Raw genomic sequence first — 16,305 nt, forward strand, 5'->3', positions numbered from 1 at the left:
CGCTATTGGCTTGCGCCGGGAGCCGCCATTGTGGCATCCCGGCATGCATGGGCGCGCGATACAGGCACGATCGTGCGCGATCTTCGCAAACTACCCATGCCGGCAAGATTAAGCGTAGCAACTTACCGGCCACTTACGCGCGCCCATGCAGACCATGCAAGCGGCGCGCCATGGCACGCAGGTAAGCAGACATTTAGAATGCTAACTGAACTGCGCACCCGGATTCCAGCTTGAATCGCTATTCCCTGTTTCTCATTGCCTCGATGCTGCTCGTGGGCAGCAACGTCGGCATCGGCAAGTCGATTGTCGCCTTCATTCCCGTTCCACTCTTCGCGCTGCTGCGCTTCGTGATCGCCCTCGCGGTGCTCGGCCCGCTCCTGCGTCGCTCCAGAATGCAACAGGTGAAGCGCGGCGAATGGATCAATCTGTTCCTCCAGGCGCTGTTTGGGACATTCGGGTTTACGCTGCTGATGCTCGGCGGCGTGCATCGCACGAGCGCGGTCGCGGCCGGCGTCATCACGAGCACGATCCCCGCCGTGGTCGCCCTCTTCTCCTGGCTCCTCCTGCGCGAGCGCCCCGACGCGCGGGCGCTCGCTTCCATCGTGCTCGCCATTGCGGGCATCGCGGTCATCAATCTCGCGCACGTGGGCGGCGGTGGCGACAGCGGCGCCAGCTCGTTGATCGGTAACCTGATGGTGCTCGGCGCGGTGTGCTGCGAATCGCTCTATGTGATCCTGTCGCGCCGTCTCACCCAAACGCTCGCGCCGCTCGATATCTGCGCATACACACACCTGTTCGGCTTTCTGCTGATGCTGCCCGTGGGGCTGCCCGGCGCACTGTCGTTCGATTTCTCGAGCGTGCCCGCTGGCATCGGGTGGCTCGCGCTCTGGTACGGACTTTCGGCGAGCGTGTTCTCGTTCTGCCTCTGGATGATGGGCATACGCCACGTGCCGGGCAGCATCGCCGGCGTGTTCACGGCCGTGCTGCCGGTGGCCGCGGCCGTCTATGGCATCGCGTTTCTCGGCGAACGCCCCACCCCCGCGCACGGCATTGCGCTCGCCTGCGTGGTGGCCGGCATCGGGCTCGCGAGCCTCAAGATGAAGCGCCTGCCGCCGGTGGCCTCGTGACCATTCCGTAATCAGGTTGAAAGCATCGGGGCGCGGGCGGCGCTGCCGGAATCCCGGCGAGCCCCTCCTGCGACGCTGTACAATAGCGCCCGCCCGGCCCCTCGCGCGCGTCTTCTGGCCCTAACCAGACGACTGCACCAGGGCAGCCCCGCTTAGGCAGCCCCACTTAGGCAGCCCCGCCCGAATTCGCCACCGTGATTGCCCATGTCCGCCGCACGCCCCCAGCCGCCTTCCGTCGCCGCACCGGGTAAAGCCCGTCGCCGCATGCGTCCGTTGCCCAGCATCATCTTCATGAGCCGCTGGCTGCAGGTGCCGCTCTATCTGGGCCTGATCGTCGCGCAAGCCGTGTACTGCGTGCTGTTCCTCAAGGAGATCTGGCACCTCGTGAGCCACGCCACCACGCTCGACGAAACCAGCATCATGCTGGCTGTGCTCGGCCTGATCGACGTGGTGATGATCTCGAACCTGCTCATCATGGTGATCGTGGGCGGCTACGAGACCTTCGTCTCGCGCCTGAATCTCGAGGGCCATCCCGACGAGCCCGAATGGCTCGACCACGTGAACGCCGGCGTGCTCAAGGTGAAGCTCGCCATGGCGCTCATCAGCATTTCGTCGATCCATCTGCTCAAAACCTTCATCAATCCCGATGCCGCCTCGACGCATACGGTGATGTGGCAGGTGATCATCCACGTGGCGTTCCTCGTCTCCGCGCTCGTGATGGCGTGGATCGACCGCATCACCACGCATACGCACCCCGAACACTACCAGGAGCTCGCCGCCCGCCATCCGGTGCCAGGCGGGCACGCCGCGGCGCGTCGAGCGGTTCCCGAGCACGCCGAGTCCGACTGAACCGCGCACACGGCAGACATGATTCAAAACACCCGTCCCCACAGAAGCTAGCCATGACCGTCATCAAACAGGAAGACCTCATCCAGAGCATTGCGGATTCGCTGCAATACATCAGCTACTACCATCCGCAGGACTACATCGAGGCGCTGGGCCGCGCCTACGAACTCGAAGAGAGCCCGGCCGCGAAGGACGCGATCGCGCAGATCCTCACCAACAGCCGCATGTGCGCCGAGGGCCGTCGCCCGATCTGCCAGGACACCGGCATCGTCACGATCTTCGTGAAGGTCGGCATGGACGTGCGTTGGGACGGCGCCACGATGGGCGTGACCGACATGATCAACGAAGGCGTGCGCCGCGGTTACCTGAACCCGGACAACGTGCTGCGCGCCTCGATCGTGAGCCCGCCCGAAGGCGGCCGCAAGAACACGAAGGACAACACGCCGGCCGTGATCCACTACGAGATCGTGCCGGGCGACAAGGTCGACGTGCAGGTTGCAGCCAAGGGCGGCGGCTCGGAGAACAAGTCGAAGTTCGTGATGCTGAACCCGTCCGACTCGATCGTCGACTGGGTGCTCAAGACCGTGCCGACGATGGGCGCGGGCTGGTGCCCGCCGGGCATGCTCGGCATCGGCATCGGCGGCACCGCTGAAAAGGCGATGCTGATGGCGAAGGAATCGCTGATGGAATCCATCGACATCCAGGACATCATCAAGCGCGGCCCGAAGGACTGGATCGAAGAACTGCGCGTGGAACTGCACGAGAAGGTCAACGCGCTCGGCATCGGTGCGCAGGGTCTGGGCGGTCTCGCCACCGTGCTCGATGTGAAGATCATGGCCACGGCCACGCACGCGGCTTCGAAGCCCGTCGCGATGATCCCGAACTGCGCCGCCACGCGCCACGCGCACTTCGTGCTCGACGGCTCGGGCCCGGCCAAGCTCGAAGCGCCCTCGCTCGACGCATGGCCGAAGGTCAACTGGGAACCGAACACGGAAACGAGCAAGCGCGTCGACCTCAATACGCTCACGCCGGAAGAAGTCGCTTCGTGGAAGCCGGGCCAGACGCTGCTGCTCTCGGGCAAGATGCTCACGGGCCGCGACGCGGCGCACAAGCGCATCGCCGACATGCTCGCCAAGGGCGAGAAGCTGCCGGTGGACTTCAAGAACCGCGTGATCTACTACGTCGGCCCGGTCGATCCGGTGCGCGACGAAGTGGTCGGCCCGGCAGGCCCCACCACGGCCACGCGCATGGACAAGTTCACGGAGCTGATGCTCTCGCAAACGGGCCTCATTTCGATGGTCGGCAAGGCCGAGCGCGGCCCGGTCGCCATCGAGGCGATCAAGAAGCACAAGGCGGCTTACCTGATGGCGGTGGGCGGCGCGGCTTACCTCGTGTCGAAGGCGATCCGCGGCTCGAAGGTCCTCGCGTTTGAAGACCTCGGCATGGAAGCCATCTACGAGTTCGACGTGCAGGACATGCCGGTGACGGTCGCCGTCGATTCGTCGGGCACCTCGGTCCACAAAACCGGCCCTGCCGAATGGCAGGCGAAGATCGGCAAGATTCCGGTCGCCACGGTTTGATGCCTGCCTGATGCCTGTTTAAAAACCGGGGCCGCGCGCCCCGGTTTTTTTTGCATCACGCGCGGCGTACTGAGATTAATTCTCAGCGCTGAGTAAATCGCCGATATACACCGCAATTCAATGTGGATTCGGCCTTGGCTTTTGTGTATTGAGCGTTTATTGTTGGAAACCAGTCACCGCCCCACAAAGAAAGGAAAGACTATGCAAGGCGACAAGAAGGTCATCGAATATCTGAACGCGCAGCTCAAGAACGAGCTCACGGCTATCAATCAGTATTTCCTGCATGCCCGCATGTACAAGCACTGGGGCCTCGAGAAACTCGGCAAACATGAATATGACGAATCGATCGGCGAAATGAAGCATGCCGATATGCTCATCGAGCGTATTTTCATGCTCGACGGTCTGCCGAACCTCCAGGACCTGCATAAGCTGCTGATTGGCGAAGAAACCAAGGAAATTCTCGAGTGCGATTTGAAGCTCGAGCAGATTTCACAGTCCACCTGCAAGGAAGCGATTGTTTATTGCGAATCGGTGCGCGACTTCGTTTCGCGCGAGATTTTCGTGACGATTCTCGAAGACACCGAAGAGCACATCGACTGGCTCGAAACGCAGATCGACCTCATCGGCAAGATCGGCATCCAGAATTACCAGCAGTCGGCCATGGGTTCGGTAGAATCCTGATCGCGCGCCTCGCGCCCGCGCGCATCCGTCCGCCTTGCGGGTGCGCCCCAACCCTTTAGCGCCCATCCCCGTGAACCTTCCGGCCTCTTCCAGTGCTGCGCCCATCGGCATCTTCGACTCCGGCCTCGGCGGCCTGTCGGTGCTGCGCGCCGTGCGCGCGCTGCTGCCCGCCGAGCGGCTCGTGTATGCCGCCGACTCGCGCTACGCCCCCTACGGCCAGCGCGACGACGACTTCATCGCCGACCGCACGCTCGCGATCTGCGAATGGCTCGTGGCGCAGGGCGCGAAGGCGCTGGTGGTGGCCTGCAACACGGCCACGGCGCAATCCATCGCGCTCGTGCGCGAGCGGCTCCCCATCCCGCTCATCGGGGTGGAGCCGGGGATCAAACCCGCGGCGCTGGTTTCGAAATCGCGCGTGGCGGGCGTCCTCGCCACCCAGGTCACGCTGCGCAGCGCGCGCTTTCAGGCGCTCGTGGAGCGCCACGCGGCCGACCTGCGCGTGCTGTGCCAGCCGGGCCATGGCCTCGTTGAAGCCGTGGAGCGCTGCGACATCGGTTCGGCCGACTTGCTCGCGCTGCTGCGCGCGTACGTCGAGCCCATGCTCGACGCGGGCGCGGACACGCTCGTGCTCGGCTGCACGCACTACCCGTTTCTCGACGCGGCGATCCGCTCGATCGTCGGCGAACGCATGACGCTCGTCGACACGAGCGTCGCCATCGCACGGCAGCTCGAACGCGTGCTCGACCAGCACGGCCTGCGCGCGAGCGGCGAGCCGGCCGGCGCGGGCAGCGACGAGATTCGCTTCTGCTCGACGAGCGACGGCGCGCACCTGCACGAACTCGCGGCCGCGCTGCTGGGTCTGAACGCCAACGTCGAGCGCGTGGCCATCCCCTCGCGCCGCACGCGGCAACTGGAAGCGAACGCGGCCTGACGCGCCGGCGCCACACGCCGCGCGCGATGCGAGGTTCGAGATTCGCGCCTCGCCCTGGTGTTCACGTTTCAACCCCGTTTCTACCCATCTGACTCACCCGCTTCGTTGTGCCTGGCTCCTGCCAGAAGTCCCTGTTGGGCTCCCGCGGCGATGCGCCACCCTGCCGACAGTAACGCAACGGATAAGCTCTAGGCGGCTCACCAAACGCCTTGACGAGCGCCCCACCCTGGCTCGCCTTTTCCTGATGCAAAGCAAAACCCCTGCTAGGCCTCCGGTTATGTTACAAAAAATCCGCCTACGCGCTTGCCAAACCCAGCAAACATAATGATAATAATTCGCATTAACTCTCTCTATTGCGGTCCATCATGATTGTCTGCGTTTGCAAATCCGTCTCCGACCGGACGATCCGCGCCTCCATTCAGGAAGGCATGGATTCTTTCGACGAGCTACAGTTCGAGCTCGGCGTCGCGACCTGCTGCGGCAAGTGCGAAGAATCCGTTCGTGACGTGATGGCGCAAAGCGGTGTCTGTGCGAGCCGCTGCGGGGTCACGCAACCGGCGCACCCCGCCGTGGTCCCCCATGCGGTTCCGCTCACGTTTTACGAGCGCAAGGCTGCCTGAAGCCATGACGCGCATCCGGCCACCGATGCGCGTCCGCCCCGTCCGCCCGTTTAGCCAAAGGCGCCTCAGGCGCCACGCGCCGCGGACGTCAAATCGCCGCCGACAGCAAGCCCGTCTCCCGACCAGCCAGCTACCGCTCGTACCCCTCAAAGGAGGTCGTGATGGAATTGCTGCTCGGATTCGTAACGACGTTGTGCATCTCGCTGTTGATCTTTCGCAAATAAAGCTGCCCGACACGGCGCGTAGGTTCGCCTGCGCGCCGTCGTCCGCATGGCAGCCACGCTAAACATGCAGGCTCTCCAAACCACCGCTGGCACGCTGCCGTCTCCCTCCGTTCGCGTCAATCGCCGTGTCGTCACGGCGAGCGCGATCGTGGTCGCGCTGCATGCCGCGCTCATCGCCGTCGTGCTGATGAAGCGCGAACCCGTGACGCCCGTCGCGCTCCAGTCGCAGACGATGATGGCCGAACTGCTCAAGCCCGAGCCGGTCGCCGCCCCGGCTGCAATCCAGTCCACGCCTACGCCGCCTCCGCCCAAGCCGGTCCCGCACGTGACGCGCGAGAAGCCGAAGGTTCAGCCCAAGCCCAAGCCCACTCCGCTGCCCGTGGCCGAAGCGCCCTCGCAGCACGCGATCGAGTCGGCCGCGCCCACTGCGCCTACGCCGCCGGCTCCGACGCCGCCAGCACCCGCTCCGCAAGCCGCGGCGGCCACGGACGCTAAGCCGACCATGGCGCTCTCGGCGCCGAAGAACGTCTCGCATCTCGACTGCCGCATCGTGCAGCCCGACTACCCGACGCTCTCGCGCCGGCGCGGCGAAACCGGCACGGCATTCGTGCACTTCGTCGTGGGCCTCACGGGCAAGATCGAGAACATCGAGCTGAAGAAGTCGAGCGGCTCCAGCCGCCTCGACGACGCCGCGCTCGATGCGATGCGCCAGAGCTCGTGCAAGCCGTACCTGGAAAACGGCGAAGCCGTCCGCGCGGCCTATACGCAACCATTCGAGTTCAGCCTGAACAATTGACCGGCTGAAGTCACACGCTTCCATGAATTGAATAAAGAGGATCAGGAATGCAGAACTACGGTATCGCCCACGTCTGGGCGCAAGGGGATTTCGTGACACGCGGCATCGCGCTCGCGCTGTTGATCATGTCGGTGCTGTCGTGGTGCGTGATCGTCGTGAAGGGCTGGAATGTCGCGCGCCTCAAACGCCTCACGAAGAACGCCGAGCAGCAGTTCTGGCACTCGGACGATCTCGCCGACGGCGTGAAGAAGCTCGGCAGCGGCTCGCGTGAAGACAACCCGTTCCTCGCACTTGCGCTGTCGGGCCAGGAAGCCGCCGACCACCATCACCAGACGCAGCCGCATCTGCACGACCGCATGGACGTGTCGGACTGGGTCACGCGCTGCCTGAAGGACACGATGGACGAATCGGTCGCGAAGATGCAAAGCGGCCTCGCCATTCTCGCCTCGATCGGCAGCACGGCGCCGTTCGTCGGTCTGTTCGGCACGGTGTGGGGCATCTATCACGCACTGCTTACGATTGGCGCGACGGGTCAAACCTCGATCGACGCCGTGGCCGGTCCGGTTGGCGAAGCGCTCATCATGACCGCCTTCGGCCTCTTTGTCGCGATTCCCGCCGTGCTCGGCTACAACGCCCTCACCCGCGCCAACAAGGCGATCGTCACGAAGCTCAACCGCTTCGCGCACGGCCTGCATGCCTTCTTCGTGACGGGCGCGCGCCTCACCTCCACCGCACGTAGCGGCGCAAAAGACGGCAACACGAGCAACCTGCGTGTCGCTGCACGTAGCCACTAAAGAGCGGAGGCAAGCATCATGGCGATGAGCCCCTTTGCCAGCGACGACGACGATGGCCTGATGAACGAAATCAACATGACGCCGCTCGTCGACGTCATGTTGGTTCTCCTGATCGTTTTCATGGTGACGATTCCCGTGATCCGTCACGCCGTGAAGATCGACCTGCCGCATGCGAGCAGCCAGAAGGAAGACGCGAAGCCCGCGCAGATCAACATCTCGATCGAAGCGGACGGTACGGTGCTGTGGGACGGCACGCAGGTCGACGACGCGGCGCTGAACCAGAAGATCGCAGCCGCGGCGCAAACGACGCCGCAACCGGAACTGCATCTGAATGCGGACCGCAAGGTGCAGTACGAACGCGTGGCCCAGGTGATGTCTGCCGCGCAAAGTGGCGGCCTCACGAAGCTCGGCTTCGTCACCGACCCTGCGCATCACTGATCGCGTCACTGCACGCAGCACGCAAAATTGAGCGGTACAAAGTAAAAGGCCTTCATCGTCAGATGAAGGCCTTTTTTCGTGCGCACGCGGCGCATTCGGGCGGTGGCGGCGACTCCCCGACAATCGATCGGTTCACACCGGCACATGCGACTGCCGTGGGCAACACGGACTGCGCTTTCGGCCCTGAAGGCCCACTATGATAGCGGCCATCAATCCCCACTCAAGACCGGTGCTTGGCGAGGAGGACTTCAATATATTCCTCTCGCTTCGTACCTTCAAGAGTTAGGCCATTGAAAGTAGCGATGGCCGCTCACGCTTGAATGCCTAAAAACAAATGGCGCTAGACGTTGCGCACAAATGCACTGCATGAAACTCAAGTTTCATACAAGCGCACGCGCGTGCACGTTCGCAAAGCTTCATGCAGTTTCGATCCTGCTTGTGCTCTTTGTGCGCGAGAGCCCAACCTTGCCGCTGGATGCATTCTCGCTTTCTGCCTGCGTTCCAGGCGCAGCGATCTCGCTTCTGAGCGGACATTCCTGCTGCAAGCCCTTATCGGCATCGAGCACTTCGACGAGGTAATCGACGAAGGCACGCACGGCCGGAACCATGCCCTGGCGCGAGAGAAATACCGCATAGAGCTGCGGCACCGGCAGCGTCCAGCCCGGCATCACCGGAGAAAGCTTGCCCGAGCGCAGCGCGGCGCCATACATCATCTCCGGCAACGCCGCGATGCCGAGGCCCTGCAGCGCCGCTTCACGGATCGTCGTGAGGTCCGCGGTGATGAGGCGCGGCTCGTGTTCGTGCGCGTGGCGCGTGCCATCGGGCGCGATGAGCTGGAACACGTGGCGGCCGTCGCCCGTGGGCGTATCGAGCGTTTCGAAGCGCGCGAGGTCTTCGGGCGTGAGCGGCGGCGCGTTCTGCGCGAGCAGGCTCGGCGCGCCCACCAGCATCTGCTCGGTGCGCCACAGCGGACGCACCACGATATTGGCGTTCTGCGGCGGCTCCGAGCGCACGCGCAGCGCGATATCCACGGAATCTTCGAACAGGTCGATCACGCGGTTCGTCACGCGCATCACCACCCGCACCTCGGGGTAGCGATGCATGAATTCCGGTATGACCTGCGAAAAGATCGTTTGCGAAAGCGTGACCGGCACGCTCACGCGCACCGTGCCGCGCGGCGACGAGCGCAGCGACTGAACGACGTTCACCGCGGCCTGCGCCTCGGCGAGCATCGAGCGGCAATGCTGGTAGAAGAGTTCGCCCGCCTCGGTGAGCGCGAGCTTGCGCGTGGAACGCTGCAACAGGCGCACGCCGAGCGAGGCCTCGAGTTCGCTCACCCGCCTCGACAGACGCGACTTCGAGATGCCGAGCACGCGTTCCGCAGCGGAAAAGCCGCCATGCTCGATCACCTGCGAAAAGTACATCAGGTCGTTGAGGTTATGCGAATCGATTTTCATGTCGTCGTTCCAGCGATGGGACAATCCATTGCGATGAGGCCGTAAAACAGGCCAAATTGGCTACCTATAATAGCGGTTTGTTTCGCATATAACGCAATTCCCACAATTCGAGGTGATATCCATGACCACGACCCGTACGATCGAGCGCGTTTATCCCGCGGTTCGCACCACCGAGGGTGGCGGATTCATCGTCCATCGGCCGTTCCCGACCCGCCAGTTGATGGACTTCGATCCGTTCCTGTTGCTCGACGAAATGGGCCCCGTCGATTACGCCCCCGGCGAGGCCAAGGGCGCGCCCGACCATCCGCACCGCGGCTTCGAAACCGTCACCTATATGGTCGAAGGCCGCTTCGGCCATAAGGACTCGGCGGGCCATTCGGGCACGCTGCGACCCGGCGACGTGCAATGGATGACGGCCGGCGCGGGCGTGATCCACAGCGAGATGCCCGACCCCGAATTCACGCGTGCGGGCGGCCGCATGCATGGCCTGCAGCTGTGGGTGAATCTGCCCGCGCGCGACAAGATGATGGCGCCGCGCTACCAGGAACTGCCCACGGAGCAGATTCCGGTGGGCCGCTCGAAGGACGGCAAGGTTGCGGTGAAGGTGATCGCCGGCGAAGCGCTGGGCGTCAAGGCTGCGATCGAAACGCGCACACCCATCCTCTACCAGCACTTCACGCTCGCGCCCGGCGCGCGAGTGGAGCAACCGGTGCCGAGCGAGTATCGCGTGTTTGCGTATGGTCTCTCAGGTACGGGTCTGTACGGGCCCGATGCGCAAGCCATCGATGCCCAGCAGATGGTGACCTTCGCGAGCGACGGCGACACCGTCACGCTCGCCGCCCCGGCCGACGCGAGCGCGCCGCTCAGCGTCCTGCTGATCGGCGGCGTGCCGCTGAACGAGCCGGTCGTGCGCTACGGCCCGTTCGTCATGAACACGGAGCAGGAGATCCGCCAGGCCGTGCTCGACTATCAGGCCGGGCGCATGGGGCGCATCGCTCACTGAAGCCGGACGGCGCAGCGACGCGGGTTTCCGAAGCATCGCCACGGGCCCGCCCGCTTTCCGTCACAATAAGGTTTCCGGGGCGCGCATCGCAGGTTGCGCGCCCGTCCCTCTTTAACCGTCCCGCCCGCGAGGAGCGCATGGCCGAACCCGCAGTCACCGCACACATTGGCTCGACGAACTACCAGGTCCAGTTCGACGACGGCACCCACACCTGGATCGCCGACGAACCCGCCTCGCTCGGCGGCGGCGACCGCGGACCGTCGCCCTTCTCGCTGTTGCTCTCGAGCCTTGGCGCCTGCACCTCCATCACGCTGAAGATGTATGCGCAGCGCAAGGAGTGGCCGCTCGAAGGCGTACGCGTGAAGCTCACGATGGAAACCGGCAGCGAAGGCACGAAGATCGACCGCCAGATCGTGCTCGAAGGCGCGCTCACCGACGAGCAGCGCGAGCGCCTGCTGCAGATCGCCAACGCCTGCCCGGTCCACAAGGTCCTCACGAACACGATCACGATCCGCACGGGTCTCGTCGTCGCTTGAGCGGCGACGCGCGGACACAGACACAGGAAGGCGCCGCCTTGAATTTCGAACACCTCATCCAGATCAACGATCCGCTGAACCCGCTCGTCGAGGCCATGACGCGCGAACAGCTCTGGGAAGGGCTCGTGCTGCGCGCCGAGCAGCCGCAGCTCTTCGTGATCGGGCTCGACAGCTGCACGATCCTCTCGCGCACCGAAAGCACGATGGAGCGCGAGTTGCACTATGGCCACGCCACGGTACGCGATCGCGTCACGCTCACGCCCAACGAGAGCGTGCGCTACGACATCATGGCGACCGCCGAGTACGTGGGCGGCTCGCTCACGATGACGATCGAGCAGCCCGATCCGTTGCAGCTCTTTCTGCGCTTCGAGTACCGCACGACGCTGCCCACCGCCGATACCGAGGACGATCGGCAGACTTCCGAGATCGTGAAGTCGGCCTATCGCGAGTCGGACATCGACACCGTGCGTCTCATCCGCCAGTTCGTGCAGGGCGACGGCAGCGCGCCGAACGCGCTGCACTGAAGCCTCCGGCGCTTGCCCTCCTGCCCTGCGCGGCACGGCGAGCGCCGATTCACACGACAGCACGCTTCGGTACAGGCTATCGGCGTTCGATTCCGATGGATATCTCGCAGTTGCAAATACGAACTATTATCATTTAGAATTCATCCATCGAATCGAGACAAAGACGTCACGTTCATGACCGAACTGAACCGCACCTCCACACTAAGCTTGCGCCGCAACGGCAGCTCGGCATTGACCAGCGCGCGGCCCAAGCCTGCCGTCGCCCAGCCCAAGCCGCGCAAGAGCGCCGAGCCGGCGGCCGCCGCGGCAAGCGACGAGAGGAAACTGGATAGCGCGGCGCTGCTGCAAGGCCGCAGCCATGTGAGCATCATGCACAACGGCGAAACGTATCAGCTGCGGGCCACCCGGCTTGGCAAGCTGATCCTGACGAAATAGGTTTCACGCAGGTTTCAACCGGGTATTGTGGGGACCGCCTCCACCGAGAGGCGTTGGGGCATTAGCCAGCAACGACGGCTTGCACGCGAGATCTAGACCCCTTCGTGCAGACATCCTTCAAGCTTCAAGCCGGCCGTCGAAGCAAGCCACGCCATTTTTTTGTTCTCGTACCAGATCGGGGCGGCGCGCGAAGCGTGTGCCGCCCGAGACAAACGCCGCGGCATCCGTCCGCGGCTTTTGTTTTTTCTGGCGTCGTCGAGCGCGACAGTGGATCGAATTACTCCACCCCGAGCGCCGCGATGCCCGCACGCGCAATGGAGGCATCCTGGTCGGACTTCACGCCCGAGACCCCGACCGCGCCAATCACGTCGCCGTTCACGCTCACGGGTACGCCGCCTTCCAGCATGCCGGTGAGCGGCGCACTCAGGAACGCCGTGCGGCCCTGCTTGATCACGTCCTCGTACACCTTGCTCTCGCGGCGGCCCAGCGACGCGGTGCGCGCCTTGGCCACGGCGATCTCGGCGCTGATGGGCGCGGCGCCGTCGAGGCGGCGCAGATACAGCAGATGGCCGCCCTCATCGACGACGGCGATCGTCACGTGCCATTCATTCGAGCGGGCGTGCGCGACGGCTGCGTCGCCTACCCGGATCACGTCTTCATCGGTCAGTACTGCTCGCGTTCGCATGCGTCTCTCCGAAAAGTCAAAAACCGGGTTTGGCGAAATCGCCAACCCGGTTTCGAGAGTAACACTCAGACTTGTGCCGCGACGCGCGGATCCCTCGTATGTCGCCTATATCAGCGGCAGATGAAGAAACGCCGAAGCAGGCTCAGCGCACCCAGCCCCAGAACATGAGCCACCACGCGCTGTCCACCACGGCGAGCGCGAGCGCGAAGCCCGCGAGCGCGAGCGCGCGCTGCCAGAACCGCGAGCTGTAGCGGCCCGTCACGCGCCACGCGAGCCAGGCGCTCCAGAGGTTCGTGATGACCAGAATCGCAATGCGCACCTCGGCGGCCCAGTCGAGCGGCACGTGCTCCGCGCGCAGCAGCGAGAGCGTCGTGGCCGACAGGCCGAGGAACACGCCCGCCCCCGCCAGCGGGATCAGCGACTGCGCGAAGTGATGCAGACGCCGCATCTCGAAACGCCCGAGCACGGCGGTCGAACCCGCGAGGATCGCGAGCAGCGCCGTGCCATAGACGAGCCCCGTCGCGACGATATAGCCGACGATCATCGCGCCGTCGAGCCACGAGAACACGTCGTTCTGCGCCGGGTAATGCGTGAGCAGGAACCACGGCGCGTTGGTGTCGAGCGGCCAGGTGATGTCGCGGTCGATGAGCCAGCCCGCGAGCCACTGCTTGATGCCGATGAACCACGGCGAGCCGGTCCAGTGGAACGCGCCGATCGCCACGCCGAGCAGGCCGTAGAGAATCAGCGCCGTGTCCCACGCGCTGGCCTGGCTGTCGCCGAGTTCGACCACTTCTTCGGCCGGCGAGCGCCACGAGAGCGCGATGGCGTCGCGATGGCCGCTGCAGCGGCCGCACATGTGGCACTGCGCGGCGCCCTTCATGTTGCGCAGCGGCACGAGCGGCGCGCAGTTCACGGGAATCACGCGATGCCCGCCGTGCTCGCCGTGCGTGTAGGAGTTGCGCCAGGCGTCTTCGTCGACCTTGTAGCGAAACGGCGCGAGACGCGCCAAAAGCGCGAAAACCCCGTTCACGGGGCAGAGATACTTGCACCAGACGCGCTTCTCGCGTCCGTACAGGAAGCCGATCACCATCGCGCCGAGCGTCGATCCGCCCAGCACCAGCAGCACCGCCTTGGGGTACTGGTAGACGCTCACCATCTGTCCATAGATCGTGGTGAGGCCGAAGGCCACGAAAGGCCAGCCGCCCCAGCGCATCCAGTGCGGGATGGCGCGGCCGCGGCCGAACTTGCTCGCGAACTCGGTGAGAGCGCCTTCGGGGCACAGCACGCCGCACCACACGCGGCCGAGCATGACCATCGAGAGCAGCACGAACGGCCACCAGATGCCCCAGAACACGAACTGCGCCGCGAGCGTGAGGTTATTCCACAGATGCGCCGTATCGCCGGGCAGCGGCATTGCCGCCGGCACGAGAATCAGGAATGCGTAGACAGCGACCACGACCCACTGCACGGCGCGGATCGCCGCGCCGTTACGTTGCATCCACTGGCCCGCCTGGGCGAGCTTGCCTGGGCGACCCGTTGCCTGTGTCGGGCGAGCGGATGCACAACTCATGCTGCCTTCCTCTTCGCAACCGCGCCCGCGCGGCCGGTGGCGCGCCGCACGAGGAACCACACCACGAGCCAGTACACGGCATAGGCGATCAGGTTCATGAGCGCCGGATGCGCGCGGTAGCCCGTGAGCGTCGCGACGAGCGAGCCGAAGGTGCTCGAGTCGTCGAGGATCGCCGAGGAGTTCCACACCTGGTCGACGATGGTCGGCAGGATTTCCTTGTCGATCAGCTTGTCCACACCGGTCTGGAACAGGCCCGCGCCGAGGAACAGCAGCATGATCTCGGTGACGCGGAAGAAGTGCCGCCACGAGAAGATCTTGCCGCCCAGCTGCAGGAGATAGAACGTGAGGAACGCAAGCGCAAGGCCGATCAGCACCGCGAGGTACTGACTCGCATCGACATGGCCCGACTGGCCGAAGCCGAGGCCGTAGAGAAAGATCACCGTCTCACTGCCCTCACGCGCGATGGCAAGTGCGACGAGAATCGTCACGCCCCACCAGTTCGCGTCCTGCGTGCTCTTTTCCAGCGACTCTTCCATCTCGCGTTTGAGCGTACGGCCGTGCTGCTTCATCCACAGCACCATCTGCACAATCAGCACGCATGCCACCAGCACCATGCCGGTCTGGAAGTAGTCCTGCGCATCGCCCGACAGCACTTCGGTAAAGCCGACCAGCGCCGCACCGAGGCCGATGGCGGCAAGAATGCCGAGCGCCACGCCGCCCCACAGGTACGGCACGCCGCGCCGCGCATCCGCGTCGCCGTTTTTCAGCCACGCATAAAGAATCCCGACGACGAGCAGCGCCTCGACGCTCTCCCGCCATACGATGAACATCACCTGACCCATTCAACACCTCCTGCTACCGGCGCTACGCGCCAGCGGCCTGACTTCGCAACGCTCATTTGGCGACGCTCATTTGGCGACAATCACGCCCTGCGCCTGCTGATGGAAATCGTCGAAAAACTTGTACTCGCCCGGATCGAGCGGCGCGATCACGACGAACGAGTCCGCGCCCGGCGCCAGGACTTTTTCCTTGCGCAGCTGAACGCTCTCGAACTCGGCCGCGCCCTTGCCCGTATTGCGCACCTCGATCTTGATGCGCTTGCCCGCCGGCACTTCGATGCGCGCGGGGTTGAGCTTGCCGTCGGTCATTTCGAGCTTGAACGTGGGCAGATCTTCGGCGTGCGCCGTCGTGGCCACGCCCGCCAGCGACACCGCAAACGACGCGCTGAGTGCGAGCGCCGCAAACTTCCGCATTCCAGTCATTGGTTTTACCTGCTCCTTGCTGCCATTCATGCGGCGGCGCTGCACGAGATGCGCGCCGCCGCCCGAGCTGCTTCGCGACGGCTTAGTAGCCGCCCTTCTTGCCGATGCCCGCGAACGGGAAATCGTATTCCAGCGTGATGGGCTTGAACCACGGGCCCACCCCCGTTTCCTTGTCGACGTGACGGCCGAACGCCATGTGGCCCGTCTGCATCGGCGCGTCCACGATCAACTTAAGGTGGTACTTGCCGGGACCGGCCAGCTTCACGTTGTCGCCATAGTGCGGGCCGTCGTTCGCGACCATCGGCATCAGGTCGCCCTTTTGCGCGTAGCTCGAACCCGGCTTCGTGAGTTCGTAGTGAACCTGCAGATACGGCATCCAGTCGCCTTCGGCGAAGCCGGTCGGGTTGTTCTTGACCGCGTGGATGTCCGATTCGAGGTGAATATCGGAATCCGATGCCTTGCGCATCATGCCTTCCGGCTCCATCGTGATCGGCTGCAGATAGACCGCGCCGATTTCCATGCCGCCCTGGATGGCCTGCTTGCCGATCGGGTATTCCGCTGCGTTGGCAGTCAATGCCGCCGTGGCCGCCGCGATGACGGCGGTGCCGCGCAAGAGGGTGTGAATCCGCATCGAAACTCCTGGTTTTTATATGAGGGTGACTTCCCACTGAGCCTGCCGCATGCACATAGAAAAGTTAATGCGAACAATTCTCAATAATGGCGAAGTTTAACACCGATGCAGATGAGGGACAAATTCGGCGCCATGAAAAGCCTCAGTGGAACAGGGTTTTAGCAG

19 protein-coding genes are annotated in these 16,305 nt (G+C 64.3%); 13 read left to right on the plus strand and 6 right to left on the minus strand.

The features are described from left to right. The first annotated feature begins 230 nt into the window (after window positions 1–230). From AB4Y40_RS04160 to AB4Y40_RS04200, 9 genes are all read left to right on the plus strand, one after another. The gene (locus AB4Y40_RS04160) at window positions 231–1,127 is read left to right on the plus strand and encodes a DMT family transporter (protein WP_368686557.1); all 897 of its coding nucleotides are present in this window, start codon (window positions 231–233) and stop codon (window positions 1,125–1,127) included. Between the two features lie 204 nt (window positions 1,128–1,331). Beyond that, complete coding sequence (locus AB4Y40_RS04165) at window positions 1,332–1,976, plus strand: TIGR00645 family protein (protein ID WP_368686558.1); 645 nt, start codon at window positions 1,332–1,334, stop codon at window positions 1,974–1,976. A 53-nt stretch (window positions 1,977–2,029) separates the two neighbouring features. Continuing rightward, window positions 2,030–3,553 carry a fumarate hydratase gene (locus tag AB4Y40_RS04170; RefSeq protein ID WP_069262504.1) on the plus strand — a complete coding sequence of 508 codons (1,524 nt, stop codon included), beginning with the start codon at window positions 2,030–2,032 and terminating at the stop codon, window positions 3,551–3,553. Between the two features lie 201 nt (window positions 3,554–3,754). Then, window positions 3,755–4,234, plus strand: coding sequence for a bacterioferritin (gene bfr, locus AB4Y40_RS04175; RefSeq protein WP_110857464.1), 480 nt, complete (start codon window positions 3,755–3,757; stop codon window positions 4,232–4,234). 70 nt (window positions 4,235–4,304) lie between these two features. Next, entirely contained in the window at window positions 4,305–5,165 is an 861-nt protein-coding gene (murI, locus tag AB4Y40_RS04180; protein WP_368686559.1) for a glutamate racemase, read from the plus strand. Window positions 5,166–5,530: 365 nt separating this feature from the next. Next, window positions 5,531–5,785, plus strand: coding sequence for a bacterioferritin-associated ferredoxin (locus AB4Y40_RS04185; protein ID WP_028208420.1), 255 nt, complete (start codon window positions 5,531–5,533; stop codon window positions 5,783–5,785). A gap of 288 nt (window positions 5,786–6,073) precedes the next feature. After that, on the plus strand, window positions 6,074–6,805 hold the full coding sequence (locus tag AB4Y40_RS04190) for an energy transducer TonB (RefSeq protein WP_368686560.1): 732 nt from the start codon (window positions 6,074–6,076) through the stop codon (window positions 6,803–6,805). A gap of 47 nt (window positions 6,806–6,852) precedes the next feature. Beyond that, on the plus strand, window positions 6,853–7,599 hold the full coding sequence (locus tag AB4Y40_RS04195) for a MotA/TolQ/ExbB proton channel family protein (RefSeq protein WP_368686561.1): 747 nt from the start codon (window positions 6,853–6,855) through the stop codon (window positions 7,597–7,599). 18 nt (window positions 7,600–7,617) lie between these two features. Next, window positions 7,618–8,037, plus strand: coding sequence for a biopolymer transporter ExbD (locus tag AB4Y40_RS04200; RefSeq protein ID WP_028208423.1), 420 nt, complete (start codon window positions 7,618–7,620; stop codon window positions 8,035–8,037). A gap of 416 nt (window positions 8,038–8,453) precedes the next feature. Here AB4Y40_RS04200 and AB4Y40_RS04205 read toward each other — a convergent pair whose 3' ends face one another. Then, window positions 8,454–9,494, minus strand: a complete 1,041-nt coding sequence (locus AB4Y40_RS04205) for a LysR family transcriptional regulator (protein ID WP_368686562.1) — start codon at window positions 9,492–9,494, stop codon at window positions 8,454–8,456. 121 nt (window positions 9,495–9,615) lie between these two features. Here AB4Y40_RS04205 and AB4Y40_RS04210 point away from each other — a divergent pair, with 121 nt between their 5' ends. The 4 genes from AB4Y40_RS04210 (at window position 9,616) to hemP (ending at window position 11,992) form a co-directional block, all read left to right on the plus strand. Then, window positions 9,616–10,497: a pirin family protein gene (locus tag AB4Y40_RS04210; protein ID WP_368686563.1), complete on the plus strand. Its 882-nt coding sequence runs from the start codon at window positions 9,616–9,618 to the stop codon at window positions 10,495–10,497. A 137-nt stretch (window positions 10,498–10,634) separates the two neighbouring features. Beyond that, entirely contained in the window at window positions 10,635–11,033 is a 399-nt protein-coding gene (locus AB4Y40_RS04215; RefSeq protein WP_368686564.1) for an OsmC family protein, read from the plus strand. A 38-nt stretch (window positions 11,034–11,071) separates the two neighbouring features. Beyond that, entirely contained in the window at window positions 11,072–11,557 is a 486-nt protein-coding gene (locus tag AB4Y40_RS04220; RefSeq protein ID WP_133183540.1) for an SRPBCC family protein, read from the plus strand. A 174-nt stretch (window positions 11,558–11,731) separates the two neighbouring features. Then, complete coding sequence (hemP, locus tag AB4Y40_RS04225; RefSeq protein ID WP_368686565.1) at window positions 11,732–11,992, plus strand: hemin uptake protein HemP; 261 nt, start codon at window positions 11,732–11,734, stop codon at window positions 11,990–11,992. A gap of 277 nt (window positions 11,993–12,269) precedes the next feature. Here hemP and AB4Y40_RS04230 read toward each other — a convergent pair whose 3' ends face one another. The 5 genes from AB4Y40_RS04230 to AB4Y40_RS04250 all read right to left on the minus strand — a co-directional run bounded on the left by AB4Y40_RS04230 (window position 12,270) and on the right by AB4Y40_RS04250 (window position 16,140). Further along, window positions 12,270–12,677 carry a heme-binding protein gene (locus AB4Y40_RS04230; RefSeq protein ID WP_368686566.1) on the minus strand — a complete coding sequence of 136 codons (408 nt, stop codon included), beginning with the start codon at window positions 12,675–12,677 and terminating at the stop codon, window positions 12,270–12,272. Between the two features lie 142 nt (window positions 12,678–12,819). Then, entirely contained in the window at window positions 12,820–14,247 is a 1,428-nt protein-coding gene (locus tag AB4Y40_RS04235; RefSeq protein WP_368686567.1) for a 4Fe-4S binding protein, read from the minus strand. Beyond that, the gene (locus tag AB4Y40_RS04240) at window positions 14,244–15,089 is read right to left on the minus strand and encodes an FTR1 family protein (protein WP_368686568.1); all 846 of its coding nucleotides are present in this window, start codon (window positions 15,087–15,089) and stop codon (window positions 14,244–14,246) included. The genes AB4Y40_RS04235 and AB4Y40_RS04240 overlap by 4 nt, the downstream gene beginning before the upstream one ends. 66 nt (window positions 15,090–15,155) lie before the next feature. Further along, window positions 15,156–15,509, minus strand: coding sequence for a cupredoxin domain-containing protein (locus tag AB4Y40_RS04245; protein ID WP_042261500.1), 354 nt, complete (start codon window positions 15,507–15,509; stop codon window positions 15,156–15,158). 82 nt (window positions 15,510–15,591) lie between these two features. Continuing rightward, window positions 15,592–16,140 carry an iron transporter gene (locus AB4Y40_RS04250; protein WP_368686569.1) on the minus strand — a complete coding sequence of 183 codons (549 nt, stop codon included), beginning with the start codon at window positions 16,138–16,140 and terminating at the stop codon, window positions 15,592–15,594. Between the last annotated feature and the right edge of the window lie 165 nt (window positions 16,141–16,305).

This window comes from Paraburkholderia sp. EG287B (assembly GCF_040965595.1).
Classification (GTDB): Bacteria; Pseudomonadota; Gammaproteobacteria; order Burkholderiales; family Burkholderiaceae; genus Paraburkholderia.

Excerpts from the sequence above, each read along its gene's own strand:
- AB4Y40_RS04205 (WP_368686562.1), bottom strand. The coding sequence starts at position 9,494 with ATGAAAATCGATTCGCATAACCTCAACGACCTGATGTACTTTTCGCAG.
- AB4Y40_RS04210 (WP_368686563.1), top strand. The coding sequence starts at position 9,616 with ATGACCACGACCCGTACGATCGAGCGCGTTTATCCCGCGGTTCGCACC.
- AB4Y40_RS04165 (WP_368686558.1), top strand. The coding sequence starts at position 1,332 with ATGTCCGCCGCACGCCCCCAGCCGCCTTCCGTCGCCGCACCGGGTAAA.
- AB4Y40_RS04235 (WP_368686567.1), bottom strand. The coding sequence starts at position 14,247 with ATGAGTTGTGCATCCGCTCGCCCGACACAGGCAACGGGTCGCCCAGGC.
- AB4Y40_RS04215 (WP_368686564.1), top strand. The coding sequence starts at position 10,635 with ATGGCCGAACCCGCAGTCACCGCACACATTGGCTCGACGAACTACCAG.
- hemP (WP_368686565.1), top strand. The coding sequence starts at position 11,732 with ATGACCGAACTGAACCGCACCTCCACACTAAGCTTGCGCCGCAACGGC.
- AB4Y40_RS04200 (WP_028208423.1), top strand. The coding sequence starts at position 7,618 with ATGGCGATGAGCCCCTTTGCCAGCGACGACGACGATGGCCTGATGAAC.
- AB4Y40_RS04195 (WP_368686561.1), top strand. The coding sequence starts at position 6,853 with ATGCAGAACTACGGTATCGCCCACGTCTGGGCGCAAGGGGATTTCGTG.
- bfr (WP_110857464.1), top strand. The coding sequence starts at position 3,755 with ATGCAAGGCGACAAGAAGGTCATCGAATATCTGAACGCGCAGCTCAAG.
- AB4Y40_RS04250 (WP_368686569.1), bottom strand. The coding sequence starts at position 16,140 with ATGCGGATTCACACCCTCTTGCGCGGCACCGCCGTCATCGCGGCGGCC.
- AB4Y40_RS04245 (WP_042261500.1), bottom strand. The coding sequence starts at position 15,509 with ATGACTGGAATGCGGAAGTTTGCGGCGCTCGCACTCAGCGCGTCGTTT.
- AB4Y40_RS04240 (WP_368686568.1), bottom strand. The coding sequence starts at position 15,089 with ATGGGTCAGGTGATGTTCATCGTATGGCGGGAGAGCGTCGAGGCGCTG.
- AB4Y40_RS04170 (WP_069262504.1), top strand. The coding sequence starts at position 2,030 with ATGACCGTCATCAAACAGGAAGACCTCATCCAGAGCATTGCGGATTCG.
- AB4Y40_RS04190 (WP_368686560.1), top strand. The coding sequence starts at position 6,074 with ATGCAGGCTCTCCAAACCACCGCTGGCACGCTGCCGTCTCCCTCCGTT.
- AB4Y40_RS04230 (WP_368686566.1), bottom strand. The coding sequence starts at position 12,677 with ATGCGAACGCGAGCAGTACTGACCGATGAAGACGTGATCCGGGTAGGC.
- AB4Y40_RS04185 (WP_028208420.1), top strand. The coding sequence starts at position 5,531 with ATGATTGTCTGCGTTTGCAAATCCGTCTCCGACCGGACGATCCGCGCC.